The sequence below is a fragment of the Amycolatopsis nigrescens CSC17Ta-90 genome, assembly GCF_000384315.1.
Classification (GTDB): Bacteria; Actinomycetota; Actinomycetes; order Mycobacteriales; family Pseudonocardiaceae; genus Amycolatopsis; species Amycolatopsis nigrescens.
Map to the genome: position 1 here is coordinate 6,862,304 of NZ_ARVW01000001.1, position 24,101 is coordinate 6,886,404.

The 24,101-nt window shown below is 69.6% G+C and carries 21 protein-coding genes; 9 read left to right on the top strand and 12 right to left on the bottom strand.

What is annotated here, in order from left to right; translation table 11 throughout:
- Positions 1-74 precede the first annotated feature (74 nt).
- Positions 75-863: a three-helix bundle dimerization domain-containing protein gene (locus AMYNI_RS45810; protein WP_020672295.1), complete on the top strand. Its 789-nt coding sequence runs from the start codon at positions 75-77 to the stop codon at positions 861-863.
- On the opposite strand, the gene AMYNI_RS0132575 is transcribed toward AMYNI_RS45810, so the two are convergent.
- Positions 842-1,819, bottom strand: a complete 978-nt coding sequence (locus AMYNI_RS0132575; RefSeq protein ID WP_020672296.1) for a GlxA family transcriptional regulator — start codon at positions 1,817-1,819, stop codon at positions 842-844. The two genes, AMYNI_RS45810 and AMYNI_RS0132575, sit on opposite strands and share 22 nt — an antisense overlap.
- Before the next feature lie 96 nt (positions 1,820-1,915).
- Between AMYNI_RS0132575 and AMYNI_RS45815 the strand changes: the two genes are divergently transcribed.
- Positions 1,916-2,668 (top strand): DJ-1/PfpI family protein, encoded by a 753-nt coding sequence (locus tag AMYNI_RS45815; protein ID WP_051116388.1) that lies wholly within the window; start codon positions 1,916-1,918, stop codon positions 2,666-2,668.
- 118 nt (positions 2,669-2,786) lie between these two features.
- Here AMYNI_RS45815 and katG read toward each other — a convergent pair whose 3' ends face one another.
- Positions 2,787-5,030, bottom strand: a complete 2,244-nt coding sequence (gene katG, locus AMYNI_RS0132585) for a catalase/peroxidase HPI (protein WP_026361222.1) — start codon at positions 5,028-5,030, stop codon at positions 2,787-2,789.
- A gap of 29 nt (positions 5,031-5,059) precedes the next feature.
- A complete protein-coding gene (locus tag AMYNI_RS0132590) occupies positions 5,060-5,491 on the bottom strand; it encodes a Fur family transcriptional regulator (RefSeq protein ID WP_020672299.1) in 432 nt (143 codons plus the stop codon).
- A gap of 54 nt (positions 5,492-5,545) precedes the next feature.
- Between AMYNI_RS0132590 and AMYNI_RS0132595 the strand changes: the two genes are divergently transcribed.
- From AMYNI_RS0132595 to AMYNI_RS0132610, 4 genes are all read left to right on the top strand, one after another.
- Positions 5,546-6,481: an aminoglycoside phosphotransferase family protein gene (locus AMYNI_RS0132595; RefSeq protein WP_020672300.1), complete on the top strand. Its 936-nt coding sequence runs from the start codon at positions 5,546-5,548 to the stop codon at positions 6,479-6,481.
- A 38-nt stretch (positions 6,482-6,519) separates the two neighbouring features.
- Entirely contained in the window at positions 6,520-7,371 is an 852-nt protein-coding gene (gene aac(3), locus AMYNI_RS0132600; RefSeq protein WP_020672301.1) for an aminoglycoside 3-N-acetyltransferase, read from the top strand.
- A gap of 149 nt (positions 7,372-7,520) precedes the next feature.
- On the top strand, positions 7,521-8,756 hold the full coding sequence (locus AMYNI_RS48495) for an HNH endonuclease signature motif containing protein (RefSeq protein WP_020672302.1): 1,236 nt from the start codon (positions 7,521-7,523) through the stop codon (positions 8,754-8,756).
- A gap of 247 nt (positions 8,757-9,003) precedes the next feature.
- Positions 9,004-11,508, top strand: a complete 2,505-nt coding sequence (locus tag AMYNI_RS0132610; protein WP_020672303.1) for a beta propeller repeat protein — start codon at positions 9,004-9,006, stop codon at positions 11,506-11,508.
- A gap of 45 nt (positions 11,509-11,553) precedes the next feature.
- Here the strand turns inward: AMYNI_RS0132610 and AMYNI_RS45820 are convergent, their stop codons facing one another.
- From AMYNI_RS45820 to AMYNI_RS0132625, 3 genes are read right to left on the bottom strand one after another with little or no spacing between them, the layout of a single operon-like run.
- Positions 11,554-12,753, bottom strand: coding sequence for an FAD-dependent oxidoreductase (locus AMYNI_RS45820; RefSeq protein ID WP_020672304.1), 1,200 nt, complete (start codon positions 12,751-12,753; stop codon positions 11,554-11,556).
- A 60-nt stretch (positions 12,754-12,813) separates the two neighbouring features.
- A complete protein-coding gene (locus AMYNI_RS0132620) occupies positions 12,814-14,280 on the bottom strand; it encodes an FAD-dependent monooxygenase (protein ID WP_020672305.1) in 1,467 nt (488 codons plus the stop codon).
- Positions 14,277-15,515: an FAD-dependent oxidoreductase gene (locus AMYNI_RS0132625; RefSeq protein WP_020672306.1), complete on the bottom strand. Its 1,239-nt coding sequence runs from the start codon at positions 15,513-15,515 to the stop codon at positions 14,277-14,279. The genes AMYNI_RS0132620 and AMYNI_RS0132625 overlap by 4 nt, the downstream gene beginning before the upstream one ends.
- A 105-nt stretch (positions 15,516-15,620) precedes the next feature.
- Here AMYNI_RS0132625 and AMYNI_RS0132630 point away from each other — a divergent pair, with 105 nt between their 5' ends.
- Positions 15,621-16,262, top strand: a complete 642-nt coding sequence (locus tag AMYNI_RS0132630) for a TetR/AcrR family transcriptional regulator (RefSeq protein WP_020672307.1) — start codon at positions 15,621-15,623, stop codon at positions 16,260-16,262.
- A gap of 62 nt (positions 16,263-16,324) precedes the next feature.
- Here AMYNI_RS0132630 and AMYNI_RS0132635 read toward each other — a convergent pair whose 3' ends face one another.
- The 5 genes from AMYNI_RS0132635 to AMYNI_RS0132655 form a co-directional block, all read right to left on the bottom strand.
- A complete protein-coding gene (locus AMYNI_RS0132635) occupies positions 16,325-16,978 on the bottom strand; it encodes a cutinase family protein (RefSeq protein WP_020672308.1) in 654 nt (217 codons plus the stop codon).
- Between the two features lie 122 nt (positions 16,979-17,100).
- Positions 17,101-17,724, bottom strand: coding sequence for a GNAT family N-acetyltransferase (locus tag AMYNI_RS45825; RefSeq protein WP_020672309.1), 624 nt, complete (start codon positions 17,722-17,724; stop codon positions 17,101-17,103).
- A 146-nt stretch (positions 17,725-17,870) separates the two neighbouring features.
- The gene (locus tag AMYNI_RS0132645) at positions 17,871-19,010 is read right to left on the bottom strand and encodes an esterase-like activity of phytase family protein (RefSeq protein ID WP_020672310.1); all 1,140 of its coding nucleotides are present in this window, start codon (positions 19,008-19,010) and stop codon (positions 17,871-17,873) included.
- Positions 19,011-19,265: 255 nt separating this feature from the next.
- Positions 19,266-20,117 (bottom strand): 5-deoxy-glucuronate isomerase, encoded by an 852-nt coding sequence (gene iolB / locus AMYNI_RS0132650; protein ID WP_020672311.1) that lies wholly within the window; start codon positions 20,115-20,117, stop codon positions 19,266-19,268.
- The gene (locus tag AMYNI_RS0132655; protein ID WP_020672312.1) at positions 20,114-20,983 is read right to left on the bottom strand and encodes a Cgl0159 family (beta/alpha)8-fold protein; all 870 of its coding nucleotides are present in this window, start codon (positions 20,981-20,983) and stop codon (positions 20,114-20,116) included. Before AMYNI_RS0132655 ends, iolB begins: the two co-directional genes overlap by 4 nt.
- Positions 20,984-21,110: 127 nt before the next feature.
- On the opposite strand from AMYNI_RS0132655, the gene AMYNI_RS0132660 reads away from it, so the two are divergent.
- Entirely contained in the window at positions 21,111-21,869 is a 759-nt protein-coding gene (locus AMYNI_RS0132660; protein WP_020672313.1) for a GntR family transcriptional regulator, read from the top strand.
- 30 nt (positions 21,870-21,899) lie between these two features.
- On the opposite strand, the gene AMYNI_RS0132665 is transcribed toward AMYNI_RS0132660, so the two are convergent.
- Positions 21,900-22,832: a hypothetical protein gene (locus AMYNI_RS0132665; protein WP_020672314.1), complete on the bottom strand. Its 933-nt coding sequence runs from the start codon at positions 22,830-22,832 to the stop codon at positions 21,900-21,902.
- 246 nt (positions 22,833-23,078) lie between these two features.
- Here AMYNI_RS0132665 and AMYNI_RS0132670 point away from each other — a divergent pair, with 246 nt between their 5' ends.
- Positions 23,079-24,089: a TerC family protein gene (locus tag AMYNI_RS0132670; RefSeq protein ID WP_020672315.1), complete on the top strand. Its 1,011-nt coding sequence runs from the start codon at positions 23,079-23,081 to the stop codon at positions 24,087-24,089.
- The last annotated feature ends 12 nt before the right edge of the window (positions 24,090-24,101 follow it).

A 24,101-nucleotide genomic window follows, 5' to 3' on the forward strand; every position in this document is an offset into this window, starting at 1 on the left:
CACGGCGGGACTTTCGGCACTAGGCGCGGCCCCCGTCGGCTGCCGAGACTGGGCAACCTGACCTGGCGGAGAGGATGCTGGTGAAAGCCACGATCGAGGGCAGCACGCTGGATTCCCAGGTGGACGCGCGGCTGCGCCGCCTGGAAGAGCGGCTGGTGGCCGAACAGGACCGGGTGCTGCCCGGGGTGGTGCACGAATGCGTCGAGCGTGCCCGGTCCCGTTTCGCGAGTGCCCGGGTGCGCACCTTCGTGCCGATCCTGGTCGAACGGGTGGTGCGGTCCCAGCTCGGGACCGTCACGGCCCCGACCGAGGCGTGGGCGTGGCGCACGGCGAAACGCCTGCTGTCCGGTGAATTGCCGCGGCGCTGGGCGCACACCCAGGGGGTGGCGGGCCGGGCCCGGCAGATCGCGTGGATGTTCGGCCCCGGCGACCGCGACGTGCTCGTGGCGGCGGCGTGGCTGCACGACATCGGGTACGCCGAAACCGTGGCAGGCACCGGGTTCCACCAGCTCGACGGCGCCCGTTACCTGGTGGCGCAAGGGGTTTCCTGGCGAGTGTGCGCACTGGTCGCGCGGCACAGCGGGGCGGCCGCGGTGGCCGAGCTGGTCGGGTTGTCCGGTGAGCTGGCGGTGTTCGAAGACGAATGCGGCCCGGTGCGGGACGCGCTGTGGTACTGCGACATGACCACCGGTCCCGACGGCAGGCCGGTCTCGTTCGCCGACCGGCTCGCCGAACTGCGCGCACGCCGGGGCCCCGACCATCCCGCGGTGCGCGCACTGGCCACCAACGAGGCCGATCGGGCGGCCGCCGTGCACCGCACCGAGGAACTACTCTGTGCCGGTCAGCGGCGGGCGTGGCGCTGATGGGTTCGCCGCAGGGCCGACGGCGAGGTGTCGTAGTGGTCGAGGAAGGCCTGCCGCAGCGTTTCGGTCGAGCCGAAGCCGCAGCGGCGGGCGATCGCGGTGAGCGGGAGTTCGGTGCTGGACAGTAGTTGCGCGGCGGCTTCGGTGCGAACCGCGCGGACGTACCGGCTCGGCGTGTCACCGAGGTGGGTGCCGAACAGCCGGGTCAGGTGCCGGGTGCTGGTGCCCGCCATGGCGGCCAGCGCAGGCGTGCTCAGGTCGGCGTCCAGGTTGCCGGCGATGTGGCCGGCCAGGTCGGCCACCACCCGGTGCTCGGGCGCCGGCGCGGCGAGGAACATGCTGATCTGCGCCTGGTTGCCGGGGCGTTGCAGGTAGGTGACCAGGTTCCTGGCCACCTCTCTGGCCAGAGACGGGCCGTGGTCCTGCTCGACGAGCGCCAGCGCGAGGTCGAGCGAGCTGGTCACCCCGCCGGAGGTGTACACGTTGCCGTCCTGGATGAACAGCGGGGCCGGATCGACCTTCACCCGCGGAAACCGCCGCGCGAACGCGCTCGCGTAGGTCCAGTGCGTGGTCGCGCACTTGCCGTCGAGCAGCCCGGCCGCGGCCAGCACCGTGGCGCCGGAGCAGACCGACGCGATCCGCCTGCTGGTGGCGGCCAGCCTGCGCACCTGCGACAGCAGGCGGGTGTCGGTGTCGGCCCGCAGGTGCCCGATGCCGCCGACCACGATGATCGTGTCGAGCGGGCCCCTCACGCGGTCCAGCCGGTGCGGGTCGGCCAGGGTCAGGCCGGAGCCGCAGCGCATCGGATGTCCGTCCTGACTGGCCAGCACGGTCTGGTAGGCCGGGTTCGCGCCGATCCCGTTCGCCGCGTCCAGCACCTCCGCCAAGCAGGCGATTTCGAGCAGATCGGCCTCTTGGTAACCGACTATGACCACTTTGCGGACCACCTTGCGCATACGGCGAAACTAACAGGAACTGGCTGCCGGACGGGTTTCGCAGGATTCCGGACATCGGCGCTTCCTACCGGTCCGCCGCCCGCGAAGGTGGTGGCTATGAGCACTGAAACGAGTACTGAAACGAAAACGATCGCGGCCGTGCTGTTCCCCGGCATGACCCCGGTGGACCTGGTGGGGCCGCTGACCGCGCTGGGCATGCTGGAGTGGCTGATGCCCCAGTACAAGGTGAAGGTGGTCGCCGAACGGATGGACGCCTACCAGACCGACATCCCGCTGCGGATCACCCCGAGCCACACCTTCGCGCAGGTGCCCTCGCCGGACGTGCTGCTCGTGCCGGGCGGCGCGACCCCGGCCTTCCGGGCGATGGCCGACGAGACCCTGCTCGACTACCTGCGCGGCGCCGCGGCGCAGGCGGAGATCATCACGTCGGTGTGCAGCGGCTCGTTGTTGCTGGGGGCGGCGGGCCTGTTGAAGGGCCGCGAGGCCACCACCCACTGGACCGTGCTCGACCTGCTGCCGGAGTTCGGCGCCACTCCGGTTCGACGGCGCTGGGTGCGGGACGGCGACTTGCTCACCGCCGCCGGGGCGTCCGCCGGGATCGACATGGCGCTGCACCTGGTCTCGATGCTGGAGGGGGACGAAGTCGCGCGGCTGGCCCAATTCGGTGCGGAGTACGACCCCGAGCCGCCGCTGGGCCCGCTGGACTGGGACGCCGCACCCCACGAGTTGTTCGCTCCGGCGGCGGAGTCCTGGGTCGGCGACGGCCTTGCCGGGCACCCCGAACTGAGGTCCCGGCTGCTGGCCAGGCTTTCCGCGGAGAGCCGCGGTTTCGTCGAAGCCCGACGGTAACCCGGTGATGGCCGGTTGCCGTCCGGGGACACCACCCGGGGGCGGCTGGGGGTACCGGCCAAGCTGTCCAGGCCGGCCGACGGGCGGCCGGCCTGGACAGCCGTGATCAGGCTCGCGGTCAGGAAAGGTCGAACCGGTCCAGGTTCATCACCTTGTCCCACGCGGCCACGAAGTCGCGCACGAACTTCTCCTTCGAGTCGTCGCTCGCGTAGACCTCGGCGACGGCACGCAGCTCGGAGTTCGAGCCGAAGACGAGGTCGACGCGGCTGCCGGTCCACTTGACCTCGCCGGTGGCGACGTCACGGCCCTCGAAGGTCTCCGCGTCCGTGGCCGACCCCGAAGTCGCCTTCCACTCCGTGCCCATGTCGAGCAGGTTCACGAAGAAGTCGTTGGTCAGCGATTCGGTGGCCGAGGTGAGCACACCCAGCGAAGACCCCTGGTGGTTCGCGCCGAGCACGCGCAGGCCGCCCACGAGCACGGTCAGCTCGGGCGCGCTCAGGGTCAGCAGGTTCGCGCGGTCGATCAGCAGGTACTCGGACGGCAGCCGCTGGCCCTTCCCGCGGTAGTTGCGGAACCCGTCCGCGACAGGCTCGAGCGGGGCGAAGGACTCCGCGTCGGTCTGCTGCTGCGACGCGTCCGTGCGGCCCGGGGTGAACGGGACCACGAGGTCGTGACCGGCGTTCTTGGCGGCCCGCTCGACCGCGGCGCACCCGCCGAGCACGATCAGGTCGGCGAGGGAAATCTTCTTGCCCCCGGTCTGGGAGCCGTTGAAGGACGCCTGGATGCCCTCCAGCGTGCTCAGCACGGTGGCCAGCGTGTCCGGCTCGTTGACCTCCCAGCCCCGCTGGGGCTCGAGCCGGATGCGTGCCCCGTTCGCCCCGCCGCGCTTGTCACTGCCGCGGAACGTCGAGGCCGACGCCCACGCGGTGGAGACGAGCTGGGAGATCGACAGCCCCGAACCCAGGATCTGCTCCTTGAGCGCGGCGATGTCGGCGTCCCCGACCAGCTCGTGGTCCACCGCGGGCACCGGGTCCTGCCAGATCAGCGTCTCCTGCGGGACCTGCGGCCCGAGGTAGCGCTGGATCGGGCCCATGTCGCGGTGGGTGAGCTTGAACCAGGCCCTGGCGAACGCGTCGGCGAACTCGGCCGGGTTCTCGTGGAAGCGCCGCGAGATCGGCTCGTAGATCGGGTCGAACCGCAGCGAAAGGTCGGTGGTCAGCATCGTCGGGGGACGGCTGAGCGAACCGTCCTCGGGGTCCGGCACGGTGTCCGCCCCGGCGCCGTCCTTCGGCTGCCACTGGTTGGCGCCGGCGGGGCTGCTGGTCAGCTCCCACTCGTAGCCGAACAGGTTGTCGAAGAAGCTGTTGTCCCACGTCGTCGGCGTGCCCGTCCAGGTGACCTCCAGGCCGCTGGTGATCGCGTCCCTGCCCTTGCCGCTGCCGAAGGTGTTCTTCCAGCCGAGGCCCTGCTCCACGAGCGAGGCGCCTTCGGGCTCGGGGCCGACGTGCTGGTCCGGGTCGGCCGCGCCGTGAGCCTTGCCGAAGGTGTGCCCACCCGCGATCAGCGCGACGGTCTCCTCGTCGTTCATCGCCATCCGCCGGAACGTCTCGCGGATGTCCCTTGCCGCGGCGAGCGGGTCCGGGTTTCCGTTCGGGCCCTCGGGGTTGACGTAGATCAGGCCCATCTGGACGGCGGCGAGCGGGCCTTCGAGCTCCCGGTCGCCGGTGTAGCGCTCGTCGCCGAGCCAGGTGCGCTCGGGACCCCAGTAGACGTCCTCGTCGGGCTCCCAGACGTCCGCCCGGCCACCGGCGAAGCCGAAGGTCTTCAAGCCCATGGTCTCCAGGGCGCGGTTTCCGGTGAAGATCATCAGGTCCGCCCACGAGATCTTGCGGCCGTACTTCTTCTTCACCGGCCAGAGCAGCCTGCGCGCCTTGTCCAGGCTCGCGTTGTCCGGCCAGCTGTTCAGCGGCGCGAACCGCTGCATGCCGGCGCCGGCGCCGCCGCGGCCGTCCTCGATGCGGTAGGTGCCCGCGCTGTGCCACGCCATCCGGATCATCAGCGGCCCGTAGTGGCCGAAGTCGGCCGGCCACCAGTCCTGCGACGTGCTCAGCACCTCGTCGACGTCCTTGGCCAGTGCGTCGAGGTCGACGGTGTTGAACGCGGCGGCGTAGTCGAACTCCTCGCCCATCGGGTTGGCCACCGCGGGGTGCTTGCGCAGGATCGTCAGGTTGAGCTGGTTCGGCCACCATTCACGGTTGCTGCCGCCTTCGGTGGGGTGGTTGAAGCGTCCGGCCGAGACCGGGCATCCGCCTGCGCTCTCCTCGTTCATCTCGCCAACAACGGCGTCAGGGCTGTCAGACACGGAAGTCCTTTCGGGATTCAGGGTGGTGCTCAGGTTTTGAGCGCGGTGGAGCAGTCGGGACACAGGCCCCAGTAGATGACCTCGGCCTCGTCGATCACGAAACCATGATCATCGGACGCAGTTAAGCAGGGCGCGGGACCGACGGCGCAGTCCACGTCGGCGATGGCCCCGCACGACCGGCACACGACGTGGTGGTGGTTGTCGCCGACCCGCGCCTCGTAGCGCGCCACCGAGCCCGGTGGCTCGATGCGCCGCAGCAGACCTGCCGCGGTCAGTGCACGAAGCACGTCGTAGACGGCCTGGTGGGACACTTCGCCGAGGTTCGCACGCACGACACCGATGATCGAGTCGGTGTCGGCGTGCGGATGGTCGCGGACCGCGGACAGCACCGCCACCCGGGGACGCGTCACACGCAGAGCAGCCCCGCGCAGCATGCGCTCGAAGTCCGAAGTCGTCGACACGCGCCGAAGTGTGCACCATATTCTGGACTCAATCAAGAATCAGCTGGGGTGGACATGAGCTCGTCGATCCGCATCGACATTCCGGACGCACTGGCGGCGTCCCACAGCAAGTACGAGGGCGCGTCCGGCCGCGCCTGGATCGCCGCGTTGCCCGCACTAGCCGCGAGTTTCCTGGACCGCTGGGAGCTGCGCCTCGACGGTCCGGCGAGGCACGGCGTGGTGGCGCTGGTGCTGCCGGTGCTCCGCGCGGACGGCCTGCCCGCCGCGCTCAAGCTCCAGCCGGTCAACGAGGAGAGTGCCGGCGAGCCGACCGGTCTGCGGGTCTGGGACGGCGACGGCGTGGTGCGCCTGCTCGACCACGATCCCGGCACCGGCACCATGCTGCTGGAAAGGCTGGACGCGGACCGGCCGCTGTCCGCCGTGCCCGATGACACCGCCGCCACCGGGATCCTCGCCGAGTTGCTGGCGCGCCTGACCGCGGTGCCCGCGCCCGACGGCCTGCGCCGGCTGGCCGACATCACCGCCGCCATGCTCGACCAGGTGCCGCAGGCGGTGCCGGTGCTGCCCGACCCTGCCGAGCGGCGGCTGGTGCGGACCTGCGCGTCTGCGGTGCGCGAGCTGATCGGCGAACCCGGCGACCGGCTGCTGCACTGGGATCTGCACTTCGACAACATCCTGGCCGGGCAGCGGGAACCCTGGCTGGCCATCGATCCCAAGCCGCTCGCCGGTGATCCCGGTTTCGAGCTGCTGCCGGCGCTGGACAACCGGTGGGCGGAGATCGTGGCCACCGGCGACGTGAGCCGCGCGGTGCTCCGCCGTTTCGACCTGCTCACCGAGGTGCTCGGCCTGGACCGGCGGCGGGCGACCGGCTGGACGCTGGGCCGGGTGCTGCAGAACGCGTTGTGGGACATCGAGGACGGCGAGACCGCGCTCGGCCCGGCCCAGATCGCCATCGCCACGGCCCTGCTGGAACGGGGTGGGCGTAATTGATTGTCGGAAGCCCCGAGGTGCCGGATACCGTCGCGTCCATGGACGAACTGGCCCTGCTGAAGCGCGCCGACGGCCCGGTCACCCGCGGCCGGCTCCGCCACGACCTGACGGCGCTCGGGCTCGCCGAGGGCGACCTCGTGATGTTCCATACGCAGCTGTCCGCGATCGGATATGTGGCGGGTGGCCCGCAGACGCTGATCGGCGCACTGCAGGATGTGCTGGGGGAGCGGGGAACCCTGATGGTGACCTGCGGCTGGAACGACGCGCCGCCCTATGACTTCACCGATTGGCCGCAAGCCTGGCAGGACGCCGTGCGCGCGGAGCATTCCGCGTACCACCCCGAACTCAGCGAGGCCGACCACGCCAACGGCCGCCTGCCGGAGGCGCTGCGCCGCTGGCCCGGCGCGGTCCGCAGCCGGCATCCCGACGCCAGTTTCGCCGCACTCGGCGCGGCGGCGGACGCGCTGATGGCCGACCACCCGTGGGACGACCCGCACGGACCGGACAGTCCACTCGCGAGGCTGGTCGCCATGGGCGGCCGGGTGCTGCTCCTCGGCGCCCCGCTGGATTCGCTCACCCTGCTGCATCACGCCGAGGCGCTCGCCGACGCCCCCAGCAAGCGGTTCGTGGACTACGAGCAGCCGATTCTCGTTGACGGAGAACGGGTCTGGCGTCGTTTCCACGACATCGACTCGGCGGACGGGGCGTTCGACTACTCCGCTGTGGTGCCCGAGGGGCAGTGGCCTTTCGAGGCCATCGCCAAGGACATGCTCGCCGCCGGAATCGGCAGCGCGGGCATGATCGGCGCGGCCACGAGCTACCTGTTCGAAGCCGGCGAGGTGGTGGATTTCGGGGTCGCCTGGCTGGAAGAGAAACTGGCTTCCGGCTAGTCCCTGTCCGGCGGATCCTGTCGCTCTTGGCGGGTATGATTTGTTCCCTCTTTCGTGTTTGGTTGTGTGCGTTTTTTGTCGGGGGTCGGCGGTATTATTGAGGGGTATTCAGAACTGAGGAGGTTCTGGTGTCCTGTGTTCTTTTGCGGATGGCTCCGAAGGTTGATTTTGGTGCGCTTTCGCCGGAGTGGTTGTTCGGTTTGCGTGAATCGACGATCGAGCACCTCGACCCGTCGCAGGCGGTGGGGGTGGTGATCTCGGCGCGGCGGGTGATCTGCCGTGCGCAGGCGATCCAGGCCCGGGCGATCGCGCAGGTCAGCCGTGCCCGTGGCGGGGCGCGGTGGGTGGCGGATGAGTTGGCGCCGGAGTTGCGGTTGTCCCGTGACACGACCGCAACCCGGGTCGCGTTGGCCGATGCGCTGGTGTCGCGGATGCCGTGCCTGCTGGCGGCGATGGTCGAAGGCGAGCTGGATATCGACAAGGCTCGTCAGGCGTTTGATGGGGTGGCGGTGTTGTCGGATGAATTAGCCCGTCGAGCGGATGAGATTCTGTCGTCACGGATCGGTGAGAAGAATCCGAGCAACTGGCGGAAAACGGTCACTCGCGTCGTCGCAAGTCTCGATCCGGAAGGCCAACGCGCCCGCGCGGAAGCTCGGCGCAAGCAGCGCCGTGTCGAGTTGCATCATGAGCCGGATGCGATGGCGTCGTTGTGGGCGTATCTCCCGGTCGAGATCGCGACCGCCGTCTATGCCCGGATCGACATGCTGGCCCGCAAGCTTCGCGGTGGCGATGAGGCGCGCACGATGGACCAACTCCGAGCCGATGTGCTCGCGGAGCTGCTGCTCGGCAAAGGCTGGGAAGGCTTGGCGGCTCAGGTGTTCATCCATATCCCGCTCGACACCGCGTTGGGTATCCGCGACGACGGCTGCGAACTTGTCGGTCATGGCCCGATCCCGGGGGAGGTGGGTCGTCAGCTCATGAACCAGCCGGGTTCGGTGTGGCGGAAGGTGTTGACCGATCCGGTATCGGGCACTGTCCGGGATCTCGGCCGCAAGAGGTACCGGCCACCGGCAGATTTGGCCGAGTTGGTCCGGGTGCGGGATCGCACCTGCCGGGCGCCGGGCTGTAATCGGCCTGCGCAACGCTGCGATACTGACCATTGCACGGCGTGGTCGGAAAACGGGGACACCTGTGACCACAACCTCTGTTGCCTGTGCCGCCACCACCACCGGTTGAAAGACGAACCCGGCTGGACCTTCGAATTCGACCCCGACACGGCCGACTTAACGGTCACCACCCCCACCGGCCGCACCTACACCACCAGACCCGAGCCGCTGCTCGACCCACCACCACCGAAAACCGCCGACGATCCACCACCCTTCTAAGGGCTGTTTCGCCGGTGGCAGCGCGATGGCACGTGGTCGCGGATCTTTGTGCGGTCTCGTGCCACCACGGCCTGGGCGGCCGTGGTGGCCGGACGCACCGGTTCGACCCGTGCGACTACAAGCGGCGCCACGCGGTGGAATGCGGAATCAACCGCAACGAATGGCTCATACGACTTCCGAACAGCCCCTAGTGCGGTCGCCTGGAAAGGTGGCCGGGTAATCCGTGGCCTGGGCCTACCATTGTGCGATGACCGGCGGCGAGGGCGTGACCGCCAGGCAGGCGTCGATCGAGGGCGCCGTTTTACGGCTGGCTGATCGTTTCTTCGCGGTGATGTGCTGGCTGTGGACGCCGGCCGTGGCTTTCGTGCTCGTCTTCGGCGAGCCCCGCCTGCCGGTGTGGGTCTCCGTGCTCGTCATGATCGGCTCGGTGCTGATCGTGCTGCCGCTGGGGTTCGCGTTCTGGTCCAACGCGATACGGGCGAAGACGGAAACCCGGCGGTTGCGCGAGTGCGGGCAGCCGCCGGTCGCGGAGATCATCGGGCTGGAACGAACCGCCGGGGAGGGCGGCGAGCTCGACACGGTCGACCCGGCCGACAATCTGTTCGCGCTCGAGTCGTTGCAGGTTCCGGTAGGCGCCCTGGAGACCGGTGAGCTGACCGCTTGGGACGAAGCCATGGCAGGACGTCCGGTTGTCGTGCGTTCTGTCCGGTGGATGACACGAAGATCGGACGAATGCCGCTATACGAGGGTCACCGCGCGGGCCAAGATCATCCGCATGAAGCTGAGATCGGCTACCAGACGCATGCTTGTGCTCGGGCTGCTCGCACTGCTCGGGACCGCCGGCACGGCCACCGCCGACCCCGTCCCGGAACCCCCGTCCGACGTGAACGCGACCGGCCTGCCCCGCGGCGGGTGGGAGTCGGTCGGCCCGAACAGCATCGGCGGGCTGCTGGCCGTGTCCGGCCCGGCGAACCGGCTGGTGATGATGCAGCCGAACCCGCCGGCGCTGTGGACCTCCGACGACCGCGGTGGCTCCTGGACGGCGCATCGCGACCTGCTGCAGGACACCGGGATACAGGGGTTCTTCGCCGACCCGGTGGACGGGAACCGGATGCTGGCGCTCGGGAACAAGCGGCTGGACGCCCGGGAGTGGCGTGGCACGCTGCTGGAGACCACCGACGGCGGCCAGAGCTGGCAGACGCTGCGGGAGTGGTTCCCCGAGGGAGCGTTCCAGCTGGCCACCGATCGGACCGGGCAGACGCTGGTGGTGCAGAACCTGGACGGGATCAGCGTCAGCACCGACGGCGGCGCGCAGTGGCGCGACATGCCGAGGACCTGGCCCCGTGACGGGATCGCCGCGCCGGTCGGTGACCAGAGGCTGGTCATGGTGGGTGACGACGCCTACTTCACCACCGTCCATCCGGAGTACTCGCTGTGGGTCGTCCGCGGGATCACCGGTGACGAGCCGAAGGCCGAGCGGGTCTACCGGCCCGAGGGGGATGTGGATCAGGTCACGTCGGACGGGCGGCAGCTCGTGGCCACGGTCGGCACCGAACTGCGTGGCTCCACCGACGGCGGCCAGACCTGGACGGTGCTGCGTCGCGACCCCACCGGCCAGCCGCTGCGCGACCCGCGTTTCGTCGGTGGCCGGCTGTACATCGGCACGTACCAGGACCTGGACGTCAGCACGGACAACGGCCGGACCTGGACCCGCAAACCGGTGCCCGCGGCCGGTGAGGGCACCACCGACATCATCGATCTCCCCGCCGGGGCGGGAAAACCGGCCACCACCCTGGTGTCGGCGGCGTACCGGGGTGTCTACGCGGACGCCGGCAAGGACGGCTACCGGCAGCTCGGAGTGCCCGGCGAGACGATCCGCGACCTGGTGGCCACCGGGCATCTCTGGCGGCAGAGCGTGGTCGCGGCCGGTATGCAGGAGATCTACAATTCCCCGCTGCCGCAAGGAAAGATCACCCCGTCGACCAGGATCTGGCAGTCGCACCCCGGGGACCGGCTGCACGAGAACGCGCACCTGTCCGTCTCACCGAACCGCCCGGACGTGGTCTGGCAGGCCACCCGCAACGGCTTCGCGCTGGACGTGCTGCGCAGCGGCGACGGTGGCCGCAGCTGGCAGCTGATCAGCGGGTCGATGCAGGGTTCGCCGCAGGCGATACTGGCCAATCCAGCCGACCCGGACCGGCTGCTGGTGTCCGCCTTCACCCCCACCGGGTACGTGCTCTACCGCAGCGGCGATGCCGGGCGGAACTGGGAAAAGCTGCCCAGCGAAGGTTTCGCCGCGTTCGCCGGTGACCCGTGGAACCCGAACCGCGTGTGGGGCGGCAACGGCGGCGGCCTGTCCCGCTCCGACGACGGCGGCCGGACGTGGACGAAGGTGTCCGAGGAGTCGGTCAGCTCCATCGCGCTGAGCCGCTGGGGCGGTGGCCGGATCCTGGTCGGCGGCGCCGGACTGCTGCTCAGCGAGGACAACGGCCGGTCGTTCCGGCGGGTGCACGACGGCGAGCCGCGGTCGATCGGCCGGATCGTGGCGCACCCGTTCGACCCCCGGGTGTGGTTCGCGGCCAGTGCGAGCGGAGACGGGGTGCTGCGCAGCACCGACTTCGGCCGCACCTGGTCGCCGCTGCCCGGCGCGCTGCCCGACTCCCGGGTGCTCTCGCTGGCGGTCAGCGCGGACGGCCGGTTCCTGTTCGCCGGCACCGCGCAGTCCGGCGCGTATCGCCTGACGCTGTACTGAGATCCGGCATCGTGGCCGGGGAACGCGCCCCGGCCACGATGTGGGTCAGTCCGGCACGGTTCCGTTGATGAGGCCCTGCGCGACCGAATCCAGCACGTCGGTGGAAGCCCGGACTGCCTGGAAACCCCGGTCGGTCATTTCCCGCTCGTAGTCGCCGACGGCCGTCAGCAGCGGCTTGCCCTGGTGCCGCACCGAGTGCAGCGACCGGGTCAGGGTGCCCGCGTCCGCCAGTGCGGTGTTCGCACCGGAGCCCTTGGCCGGTGGCATGGCGTGAATCGCGTCGCCGAGCAGGGTCACGTTGCTCGGCCGCCACCCGGCCGTCGGGACCGAGGTGCCCATGCGCAGGAAGAAGGTGTGCGCCGGCCATCCCTGCCCGACGATCGTGCGCAGGCCGGGATGTGAGTGCCGGGTCAGCTCGACCGCGTGCCGGTGCAACGCCGCTGACTCCATTGTGGACAGCGCCGCGTCGCCGCCGGGCAGCCGGTCTGCCGCGATGGTGATCGCCCACATCACGAAGTCCGTCTGGTCGGTCAGGCGCAGTCCAGGCCACAGCCGGTCCGCGGTCGCCCGCGGGTCGTTCGTGAAGCGCAGGTACCCGATGCCCATCGCCGGGTCGTTGCCGGTGATCGCCGCGAAGGAGCCACCGAGCGTGGTCGGCAGTGCCGCGTCGCTTTCTGGGGTGATCGGGGACTTGCCGCCGATCCACCGGATGCCGGTGTCTCGCAGTTCGGCGTCGGGCAGGTACTGGCGGCGCACGACGGAACCGATGCCGTCCGCGCCGACCAGCAGATCACCGGTCGCGCTGCCGCCGCCCCGGAAATGGACCCGTACCTGGGCACCGCTCTCGAAGCTGTGCACTGTCTGTCCGAAGTGGACTATGTTGTCCATGCCGGCGAGTAGGATCTCACGCAGGGTCAGCCGGCTGACCGCCCAGCCCGGGTTGATCACCGCCTCCGCGGCCGGTCCCGGCACCGGCACCTCGCGCAGCAGGCCCCCGGCCGCGGACAGCACCTGGAACCGCTCGTTCCGCTGCCCGCGGGTTTCCAGGTAGAGCTGGTACAACGGCGCCGGAAGGCAGGTGCGCAGCGCGTCGTCGCCCCGGTGATCGATGTGCACGCGATGGCCCTGCGCCCGGGAGCGGGGTGACGAATCCTGTTCGAACACGGCGACGTCGATGCCCGCCTGCCGCAGCCCCTGTGCCAGGCAGAGGCCGCCGAGGCCGGCGCCCGCGATGAGTACCCGCATGGAAGTGTGCTCCTGTTCTCGAAATGCTGTTGCCGAGCCGATCTGTCGTTCAGATGTCGTTCAGATGCTGTGCAGCCGGGCCAGCACGTCCGGCAGGCGCCGCCAGTCATCCCGGCTGGCCCGGACCGCCCGCCACGCGATGACCCCGTCCGGCCGGACCAGCACCAGCCCCTCGGCCGAGATGCCGTACCGGTGCAGGGAATCGCCGGGTAGTTCCCGGATTTCGAGCTGTTGTCCATCGGCGCCCGGCATTGCCTCCGGCCCAGCCAGCAGCACGAACCCGGCGCCGAAAAGGTCCAATGTGGACTCACCGGTGCGAAGCAGCACGTGCGCGGCACGCGTGCCCGGACTGCCGGTGGGGTTTCGCGGATCCTCGAACAGCACGCCGGAGGTTTCGGATTCGGCGAGCACGGCCGTCGAGTGGTACCGGAATCCCAGCTCGTAGGTCAACCGCTCGGGGAACTCACCCCTGGCGGCCCCTTCGGCTGCTGGCAGCAGCGACATCGCGTCGGTGATGGACCATTCGGCACGCGGCCTTCGCTCGGCGTCGTAGCTGTCCAGCAGGCCGAGACCGGCCTCGCCCCGCAGGATCGCCGCGATCTTCCAGGAGACGTTGTGCGCCTCCTGGAGATGCGTGTTGCCGTTCATGCCCGGCATCGGGGGAGCGACGCAGGCGGCGTCGCCGAGCAGGACCACCCGGCCGTCGTGGAACCGGTCGGCGGTGCGCGCGGTGATCTCGGACGAACTGCGGCCGTCGATGGTGATCCGCACGTCGGATCTGCCGATCGCGGTGCGTACCAGCTCGTCGGTCGGTTCGGCAGGCTCGCCGGAAAGCACGAGTGCCCAGCGGTGCCGCCCTGGTTCCGGCAGCACCATGCCGTCCACCGCGCGGACCAGGTAGCCGCCCGCGGACGGCGATACCGCGTCGAGGTCGGCGCGGAACGCGATACTCGTGTGCCGGCCGAGCGTGCCGGGTCCGTGCGCGCCCATACCGGTCTCGTCCGGTGCTCCCGCCGCGAGCAACAGGAAATCGCTTCGCACGGTGTGTTCGGTACCCGCGGGTTCGCGTACCACCGTGGTGATCCCCTCGGCGTCCTTGGCGTAGCGGACGACGCTCGTGTCCATCCGGATCCCGGCGCCGAGATTGCCGGCGACCGAAGCCAGCACCTCGGTCAGCTCGCCGTCGTTGCAGTAGCACGGCCGGATCGGACTGACCGACTCCTGCACCGTCGGCCACGGCGGCGCCAGCAGGGAAAGCGCCGGACCGGCCAGGGTTTCCACCACGGCCATGGCGCGGGATGCCGCTTCGTCCTGTGCGATGCCGAGCACCGGCTCGGCGAATCCGGCGCTGTGCAAGGCTTCCATCGTGCGGGTGGTGAGCCGGTGGTTGCGCGGTGCATCCGGCTGGCGGGGTCGCGGGTCGACCACCAGTGCGGCTACGCCGTGCCGTTGGAGGAAGGCGGCTGCGGACAGTCCCGCGACGGTGGCGCCCACGATGAGCACCGGCATGTCCGGCGGCGGTTTCACGGCGTGCCGTTCAGGATTCGATCGTCGCGCACCCGCTCCGGCCGGATGCCGTAGCCGATCATCCGGCCCATCAGCCTGCCGGCCGGCCCGGCGCCGGCGCCGGCACCGCTCCGTGTTTCCGCTGTCGCACCGTTGAGGTCCACTCGCAGCGCGGCGCGTTGCAGCAGTTGGATCACGGTCGTCGGCAGTGCCCTGCGCCGCTGGACCGCCGCGAGTGCCGACCGGCTCACCGGGGTTCCCTCGCGCTGGTACCCCAGCAGCGGCTCGACCAGGGTGTTGGCCGCGGCCACCGCGTCCTGCACGGCGAGGTTCACCCCGACTCCGCCGACCGGCGACATGCAGTGCGCGGCATCGCCGATGATCAGCATGCCCGGCACGTGCCAGCGGCGCAGCCGGTCCACCCGCACATCGAGGAAGCTGAGCGCGTCGATGGACTCGATCTCGCCGACCCGGTCGGCGAGGAACGGGGCCAGCCGGACGACCTTGTCCCGGAACGCTTCCACCCCCGCCGCGCGCAACGCCCTGATCCCGTCGCCTTTCGGGATCTCCACGAACGACTGCCAGTAGGAGCCGCGATCGATCAGCCCGAGGATGTCGCCACCGTCGATCCGCAGGGTGATCCCCTCCCGCGGATCGCTGTCACGCAGGGAGAGGCGGAACAGCACGACGTCGATGGGGACGCCTTTGGCCCGCGGGCGAAGACCGGCCGCGGCGCGCGTGGCCGACCGCCGCCCGTCCGCGCCGATCACCAGGCCGGCCGGTAGCTCGTGCTCGCCGTCGTCATCGCGGTAGCGGATACCGCAGACCCGGCCGTCCGTGCGCAGGACGTCGTGGAACGAGGAGTTCATCAGCAGCCGGAAGTTCGGGTATCGCGCCGCCTCGCCGGTGATGAAGTCGAGGAAGTCCCACTGCCCGATCATCGTGATGTAGGGGAACTTGACCTTCAGCCGCCGGAAGTCGGCCAGCTCGCTGCGCCTGCCGGCCCGGATCAGGCCCATCGAGCCGATCTTGTGATGCGGCCGGGTGTGCAGCTTCCCGGCGAGCCCGAGCTGGTCCAGTACGTCGAGTGTCGCCGGGTGGACGGTGTCGCCGCGGAAGTCGCGCAGAAAATCGCCGTGCCGCTCCAGCAGGGTCACCTCGACCCCGGCGCGGGCCAGCAGCAGCGCCAGCATGGCGCCGGCGGGCCCGCCTCCGACGACGCAGGCGGTGGTGGATCGGTTTTCGGGCTCCAGCATGCCCACTCCCTTTCTTCAACACGTGACGAAGAAAAGCTAGCAGGGTGCGGCGCAATACTTCAACAGGTGTTGAAGATAAAATCGGTGCGGCTAAGCTGAGGCGCGATGAGCATCGTGGAAGAACCCGAGCCGGCAGCGGCACCGAACCGGCAGGGTCGATGGCGGACCGGGCAGGAGAGCAAGCGCCGAATCCTGGCCGCCGCCAGGGCGAGCTTCGCCGCGAACGGCTACCAGCGCGCGACCGTCCGGTCCATCGCCGCGGACGCCGAGGTGGACCCTTCGATGATCCACTACTTCTTCGGCCGCAAGGACCAGCTCTTCGCCGCGGCCATGAGCCTGGCCGACAGCCCGCGCGAGCCGATCGGCAAACTGCTCGCCGAAGGCCTGGACGGGCTAGGCGCCCGGCTCGTCCGGCGGTTCCTCGAAGTGTGGGACGCGGCGGAACACATCGAACCCCTGCTGATCACGGCGCAGTCCGCGAACGGCACCGACAGCTCGTCCGCCATGCTGCGGGAGTACATCGACCTGGAGGTCACCGCGCAGCTGGCCGCGGCGCTGGACGCGCCGGACGCGGAGCTGCGCTGTGACCTGGTGTGCGCCCAGCTGCTCGGGCTGGCGGTGGCCAGATACTCGGTCCGGCAGGAACCGCTGGCCTCCGCCGACCACGACACCCTGGTCGCCTGGCTGGGCGCGATCGTTCAGCGCCTGCTCACCGGCCCGTCGCCGGGCGGGGCGGCCGCTGGCTGACTGACAAAGGTGCCCCCGGCGCGTGGCCGGGGGCACCTTTGTCAGCTGGCGCTGGCGTCTTCCTACCAGGGGGACCAGACGCCGTTGAACCACTGCTCGTGGGCGTTGTCGTTGTGGTGGTCGACGTTCCAGTCTTCGGGGTAGTTGTTCATGTGGTTGTGCGGGTACGTCCCGATGCCGGCGGACTCGTCGCAGACGTAGTCCCAGTTGCAGATCGACTTGACCGGCACGTTGCCGAAGAACCTGTCGGCGCCGGCGAGCGGAGCGCCGATGATGCCGCCGAACGGCACGCTCCCGCCGTCGGCACCTGGGGGCGCCTTGCGCTTGGGATCCGCGATGAGCACGGCGTTGACGTTGTCGAAGGTCTGCCAGTTCTCGGTGACCCAGGTGTGCACCACCGCGGCGCCGAGGGAGTACCCTGCCACCTTGGCGTGCTGGCCGGGGCAGGCGTTGCGCTGGTCGCGGATCAGCCGGTTCAGCTCGTTGACGCCCGCCCTGGCGCTCGCGCCGTTGGGGATGGTGGTCGGGTAGCCGACGTGCTGCTGGATGTTGCCGACGAAGCCGTCGTTGTTCCAGGAACTGCCCGTCCCGCCGACCACGATCGTGTAAGTGCCTTCGCACGGAGCCGCCGCCTGCGCCACGGGCCCTTCCATCGCGAAAAGCCCCGCGGTCATCAGAAGGCCGGCGAACAGCGCCGAAGTCTTTCTCTTTCTCATGCAAACCTCCCCAGTTGGCCTACGCGGATGCTTCGGTACTGGAGCACAGCGGTCGGCCAGGATCACCGGCGACGCTAGCGGCAGCCGATGAAATCTCGATGACACCGAATGCGGGCCGGGGGTCAGGGGAGTTTTTGTGCGGCGCGGAGCATGTCGGTGCAGTACTGGGGTTGGCCGAGGGTGCCGGGGAATCCGGAGGCCGCCCAGAACGCGCGGGTTTCCACCGTGTCGGTGATCTTCGTGGTGGACCAGTCGTATTTGTCGGCGGGTGCGCGGGAGAGTGCCGCCGCGATCAGTATCCGGCCGTAGCCGAGGCGGCGGTGGTCGTGGTCGACCCGGAGCTGTTCGATGACCGCGCGGCGGCAGGGGCCGCAGGCGGCGAGGTCGAGGTCGCCGACGGCGTGGCCGTCGAGGTGCAGTTCGATGCGGCCGATTCCGCCGCGGACGAGCGGGGCGACCGCGTGCAGTTTCAGTCCTTCCTGGGGTGCCTTGTCCGGTGGGTACTGGTCGGCGGGTTCGATCAGGCACCAGCTCGCCGCGGGGTCGCGCTGGTCGTAGCAGACCTGGCAGGTGACCCTGGGCAGGTTGTAGAAGTGCGACCAGCCGCGTCCGGCGCCGGCGATCTTCAGCTCGTGTCCGCGCAGGCACCACGCCGGGAACAGGGCGGCACGGTCGCGGGCCGGGCGTACCGGCACGGCGTGGCCGAACTCGCCCTGCGCTCCGGAGCGCCGCACCGATTCGATCACGCGTTCGATTATGTGTCGGGGACGAGCCTCCGTCTATGTGACCCGCGTCGGTCCTCCTCCGCCTGGGGGACCCTTGTTTGCGCAGGTCACAGCCCGCTCATGGCCGGCTACGCGATCAAGGGGCACGAGCCGGGCGCCGTCCGCGCTCAGCAGCCGCGGACGGCGTAGGCGAGGAATTCGGTCGTCTCCGCCGGGTGGAAGTTGTCGTCGGAACCGATCACCACGGTGCATTCACCGGTGCGCAGCCGCGGGCCCCAGGACAGGCTTTCGTAGTTCTGCACCGTCGCCCTCTGGCTGAGGTCGAGCACGAGCCGCTTGGTGACCGGGCGGTACCCGCCATCGCCGAGGGAGTCGCGCGACAGCACGTTGCTCGCCCCGCTCAGGTCGATCTCGTACAGCTTGACCTTGTAGTTGACGCCCTCGATCCAGGAGCGCTCCAGTGCGAGGTAGCGGTGCGAGTCGATGGCGAGGAGTTCGGAGACGCCGCTGTCGATGATGCCGCCGGGCGGGATCGGGGCGGCGGGCGCCGGGTCGATCGGGTACACGTACTGCGCGCGTGCCCGTTCGGCCCGATTCCACACGGTGATCCGCGCCGGGGCACCGGTTTCGGTGGTCGGCAGCGCGCCGTCCTCGTAGCGGGGCGCTTCGACCACGGCGGCGATGGTGCGCCGGGTGACCGCCAGCGCCTCGAAGCCGTAGTTGCGGCGCGGGCCGCTGGCCGTCTCGGTGAGGTGGAGGTTGTCCGGCAGCGGGATTTCGCCGAGGTAGCCGCCGTCGCGGCCGGCCCAGCGCAGCGACTGGTCGGACAGCGGGAGGCCGGGGTGCGTCTCGTCGGACCGGTCGCCTTCCTGCCCCCACAGGACCCGGCGGGTCAGCGGATCGAAGCGGATCGTCTCCGGATCGACGGTCTCGGGCAGGCCGAAACCCGGGTACGGGGTGCCGTCGGCGCGGCGGAAGGTGGTCACGCCGGTCAGCTTCACCCCGGTGAATGCGCCGGTCAGCGGGTCGAAGTCGAGCGCGCCGGTGTAGAACCGGGCCGGGTTGTAGCGCCACCGGTCGTCGGAAACCAGGTACCAGGTTCCGGTCGCCGGATCCCGGTCCACCCCGGACAGGCCACCCACCACCGTCCCGTCGAAGGTCAGCTGGTGCGGCAGCGTCTGCACGCCGAGGAATCGGGTGATCTCCACCCCGCGCGGCGGCGCGGCCTGAGCCGGCACCTGAACGACGCCGAGTACCGCCAATACCACCGCGGCGAGTGTCGCGCCCCGCTTCAGCCATGCTCTCATTGCCATCCTCCGTCGGTTTGGTTTTTCCGGGGCGAGCGTATTTTTCGCGGAGGAGCAGGGGGAAGTGCTTGTTGAGAAGTGTAGGCAGCGGCGTGAATTCGCGGCAAGGGGCCGAACGAGTCCCGGCGGGCAACCCCATCGAGTAAGCGATGCCACTTTGCGTTACAGAAAACGAGGCATATCGTAATATTATTCAATGAATGAATTTGTTCCGCGGCGTCCCGGCTTATTTTGGTATCGGGCGGATCGTGATTCTCATCGGGTGTTGCCGAAGGGCAGGCGGGGGTCGACGTCCTGGGATTCCCAGGTTTGGCGGATCCAGGCGTGTGCGGGGTCGTCGCAGATCAGCCAGGCGCGTTCCTGGCCGGGGCCGGCCATGACGTTGAGGTAGTAGAGGTCGTAGCCGGGTGCGGCCATGGATGGTCCGTGCCAGCCGTGCGGGATCAGCACGACGTCGCCGGTGCGGACCTCGGCGAACACGTCGATCGGGCGGTCATCGGTGCCGTAGACGCGCTGGTAGCCCATGCCCGGACCGGCTGGACCGTCGGCGACCTCGAAGTAGTAGATCTCCTCCAGCTCGCTTTCGCCGTCACGGGCCTGGTCGTGCTTGTGCGGCGGGTACGACGACCAGTTCCCGCCCGGCGTCAACACCTCGCACACCAGCAGCTGATCGGCGTCGAAGGTGTGCGGCAGGCAGTAGTTGTTGACCTGACGACTGCAGTTCCCCGCGCCGCGCAGCTCCACCGGCACAGCGGCGGCGGGGCCGTAGCGCGCGGGCAGCCGTTTCGCGGTCTTCGCCGCGGGCAGCGCGAACCGGCCGGTCCCGGTGATCGTCGCCTCCGCATCCCTTGGCAGGTAAGCGAAATCCGTGGTCGAAGCGAACACTCCGCTACGACCGGCGAGGCGGAAAGCCTCCCCGTCGACGCGGACCTCGCAGCTACCGGACAGCGGCAGCACCAGCGCTTCCGAGTCGCCGGTGGTGACGGTCTCGGTGCCCTCCAGTTCGAGCACCCGCAGCCCGGTGTGGCCCCACTGCGCCGATTCGGGCGTGACCACCAGGCTGAACGGCCCGTCGGCGGTGCTGCCCGCCTCGCGATACAGGTTCATAGCAACCCCACTGCCGTGTCGACCGCCTTGGCCACGTCGCCGTCGTGCGGGTAGAGCAGGGACCGGCCGACCACCAGGCCCTGCACGGTCGGCAGGGTCAGCGCTCGCTGCCAGGCGGCGAACACCGCGTCCGGATCTTCGACCTCGCCGCCCAGCAGCAGCACCGGCAGCGTCGAGGACGCCAGCACCCGTTCCATGTCGTCAACTACCGGCAGCTTGAGCCAGGTGTAGGCCGACGTCCGGCCGAGGCCCGACGCGATGGTGATCGAGCGGATCACCGCCTCCGGACTGAGGTCGTTGCGGATCCGGCCGTCCACCCAGTCCGACAGGAACGGCTCGACCATCGCGATCAACTTCCGCCGGGCCAGGTCGTTGATCGCCTTCGCGGTGTTCTCCAGCGTGCTCGGCGTGGCCGGGTCGGTCAGGCAGATCCGGGTGAGCATCTTGCCGCCGTTGAACCGCATCCGTTCGATCGCCCCGGCGTCGTAGCCGGCGAACCGGTCGTCGATCTCGAAGGACGAGCCGGCAAGGCCGGTGCGGTTCATCGAGCCGAGCACGGTCTTGCCGTCGAGCACGCCGAGCAGCAGCAGGTCGTCGATGATGTCCGCGGTCGCCAGCACGCCGCTGACACCGGGACGTTCCAGCGCGAGGCAGAGCCGGTCCAGCAGCTCGCCGCGGTCGGCCATCGCGAGCGGGTCCCGGCCGACGCCGTTCGCGCCGCGCGCCGGATGGTCCGCGGCGATGATCATCGCCCGGCCCTTGTCGTTGAACGGCGACTTCGCCGGTGTCCGGCCGGCGGCGGCCTTCGCGATCGCCTCCGGATCGCGCACCCGCTTGGTGACGATCCGCCGTACGGTGTCGGACACTCCGTGTTTCTCCCAGCTCGCGACAGCAGCGGATACTCGACGACACTTGCAACTGGGTCTACCTTTGTCAAGACATACGGACATTACGTCATATGGATCGCCTTACCTTTCCCGTAGGCTCTGCGCGGTGAACCCACGTTCCTGGGACCCCGCCCGCGAGATCGTGGTGGACCCGGCCAGCCCGGAGCCGCTGTACTTCCAGGTCGCCAGGCAGCTGCGCGCCGCGATCGAGGACGGCAGGCTGCCCGCCGGCGGGCGGCTGGACAACGAGGTGGCACTGGCGGCCCGGCTGCACCTGTCGCGGCCGACCTTGCGCCAGGCGATCCAGTTGCTGGTCAACCAGGGGCTGCTGGTGCGCAAACGCGGGGTCGGCACCCAGATCGTGCGGACCAAGGTGACCCGCCCGCTTCGCCTGAGCAGCCTGTTCGACGACCTCACCGACCTCGGCGGCGAACCGGAGTCGGTCGTGCTGGTGAACCGGGTGGAGCCCGCCGGCACCGACGCCGCCGAGCGGCTCGAGACCCCGGACCTGGCGCGGGTACGCCGGCTGAAGCGGGTGCGCTCGGCCGACGGCGAACCGCTGGCCGTGATGAACAACTACCTGCCGGACGGCCTCATCGACCCGGCCGACGACGAGCTGCGCGAGCAGGGCCTCTACCAGTTGCTGCGGTCCGCGGGCGTGCGGCTGCACGCCGCCCAGCAGAACGTCGGCGCGCGGCTGGCCACCGCGGAGGACGCCGAGCTGCTGGGGGAGGAGCCGGGTGCCGCGCTGCTCACCATGCGGCGGACCACCTACGACGACTCCGGGCAGGTCGTCGAGCACGGCTGGCACGTCTACCGGGCTTCGCGCTACTCGTTCGACCTGTCGCTGACCAACAGCCCGTGACGACCATCCTTTGTGGACCTCGCCGCGGGGTCAGGTGGTGCAGTGCTTCTGGGCGTCGGTGCGCACCTTCCGGCCGGTGAACTCTTCCAGGATGGCGATGTTCTCCGGGGCGTAGTTGGTCGCGGTGATCTTGTCCGCGTCCGGGCTGCCCAGTTTTCCGGTGTAGGGCGCCGACTTCTCCAGCCAGTAGGCCGTGCGCAGGAACTGGGTCAGCACCAGCTCGCGCAGCTTCGGCTCGTTCTTGATCTTCGCCCAGTAGTCGGCGTGCCGGTCCTTGGCCACCCGCAGGTAGAGCAGCAGGTAACGCAGGTTGGTGGCGGCGATGTCGCGGGAGTTGCTGGCCCCGACGCCCTTGATGTACTCGTGCACCACCGTCACCGCGGGCAGCCCGGTCAGTCCGGCGTTCAGCTCCGCCGTCACGCCCTGGAGGTGGTACTCGCCCTGGGTCCGGTCGCGCAGGTAGATGCCGTCCATCGAATCGCTGAGCCGGTCCTTGATCAGCGGCAGGATCTCCTTGCGGGGGAAGCCGTCGTGCAGCGGCACCGTGGTGTCCTGCCGGGACGCGTTGATCCAGGCCGCGGTGTGCACGTTCCACCTCGTCCGCGACGGGTCGAGGTCCCACATGTGGGTTTCCTCGTGGATGGCCACCATCATCGACTCGGCGAACGCCTCGAAGCTGTTCTTCTGCACGAACTGGTCCCAGTACGGGTCTTTGGCCTGTGCGACGGCCAGTGCCTGGCCGCTGGGCCAGCGCCGCTGGTACATGGCCTGGAGGGTCTGCATCCAGTTCGCGGAGCTGAACCTCGCTTTGAGGTCGCTCACGTCCGCGGTCGGCTGCGACGGTTCGTCGTAGCAGTAGGGTGCGGCGGGGTTCGTGACCGGGGTTGAAGCGGCGGCGGTTCCCACCATCGGCGCGAGTGCGAAAAGCACGGTCGCCAGGGACAGGGCACGGGTGCGGCTCACCGGGACCTCGATTTCCGAGCGGACGTGCGGAGGGCAGGGGACCGGCGGACGCCCGCTCTGTTCGTCGTCAACGGGATCGTAGGTAGCGCCGCTGCCCGGCTGCCAATCCCAGTTCGGCATAACGTCCGGTGATCCCCCGTGCCAGTGCGACCTTGACGCGTGTCGCACGGCTGGGCCGGGTGGCGGTACCGGGATGCGTCCGTATGGTGGTAGCCGACGTCCTCGGCCCTTACTCCCGGAGTGAGCATGCTCGACATCAGTGTGGTCACCTGGGTGGTGACCGTCGGTCTCATCGTCGTCCTGCTGGTACTGGACCTGGTGCTGGCCTCGGTGCGCCCGCACCGGGTCGGGTTCGCCGAGGCGACCGCGTGGTCGGTGTTCTACGTGGCGGTCGCCGTCGCGTTCGGGGTCTGGTTCGCGTGGCAGTACGGCGGAGAGTTCGGTACCGAGTACTTCGCGGGCTACATCGTGGAGAAGAGCCTGTCGGTCGACAACCTGTTCGTCTTCGTGATCATCATGACCACCTTCGCCGTGCCCGAGGAGCACCAGCACAAGGTGCTGACCTTCGGGATCGTGCTGGCGCTGATCATGCGTGCGGCGTTCATCGCGGTGGGCGCCACGTTGCTGTCGCTGTTCTCCTTCATGTTCCTGGTCTTCGGGCTGATCCTGGTGTTCACCGCGGTGCAGTTGTTCCGGCACCGGGACGAGGATCCCGATGTGGAGAACAACGTCGTGGTCAAGGCGGCGCGGCGGTTGCTGCCGACCACCGACAAGTACGTCGGGGGCAGGCTGGTCGCCAGGGTGGACGGGCGCCGGATGGTCACGCCGCTGTTCGTGGTGCTGGTGGCCATCGGCGGGGTCGACCTGCTGTTCGCGCTGGACTCGATTCCCGCGGTCTTCGGGGTCACCGAGGAGTCCTACATCGTGTTCACCGCCAACGCTTTCGCGCTGCTCGGCCTGCGGGCACTGTTCTTCCTGGTGAAGGGGCTGCTCGACCGGCTGGTGTACCTGTCCGCCGGGCTGGCGCTGATCCTGGCGTTCATCGGGGTCAAGCTGATGCTGCACTGGGCGCATGTGGACATCGACCCGCGGGTACCGGAGATCGGCACCCCGGTCAGCCTCGGCGTGATCATCGGCGTTCTACTGGTGGTGACCGTGGCCAGCCTGGTCAAGACCAGTCGCGATCCGTCCGCCAAGGCGCATCCCGGCTCGCTGCGGGCGCACCGCCACGAAGACGACGGCGGCGCCTCCGACTGAGTGGCACCCGAA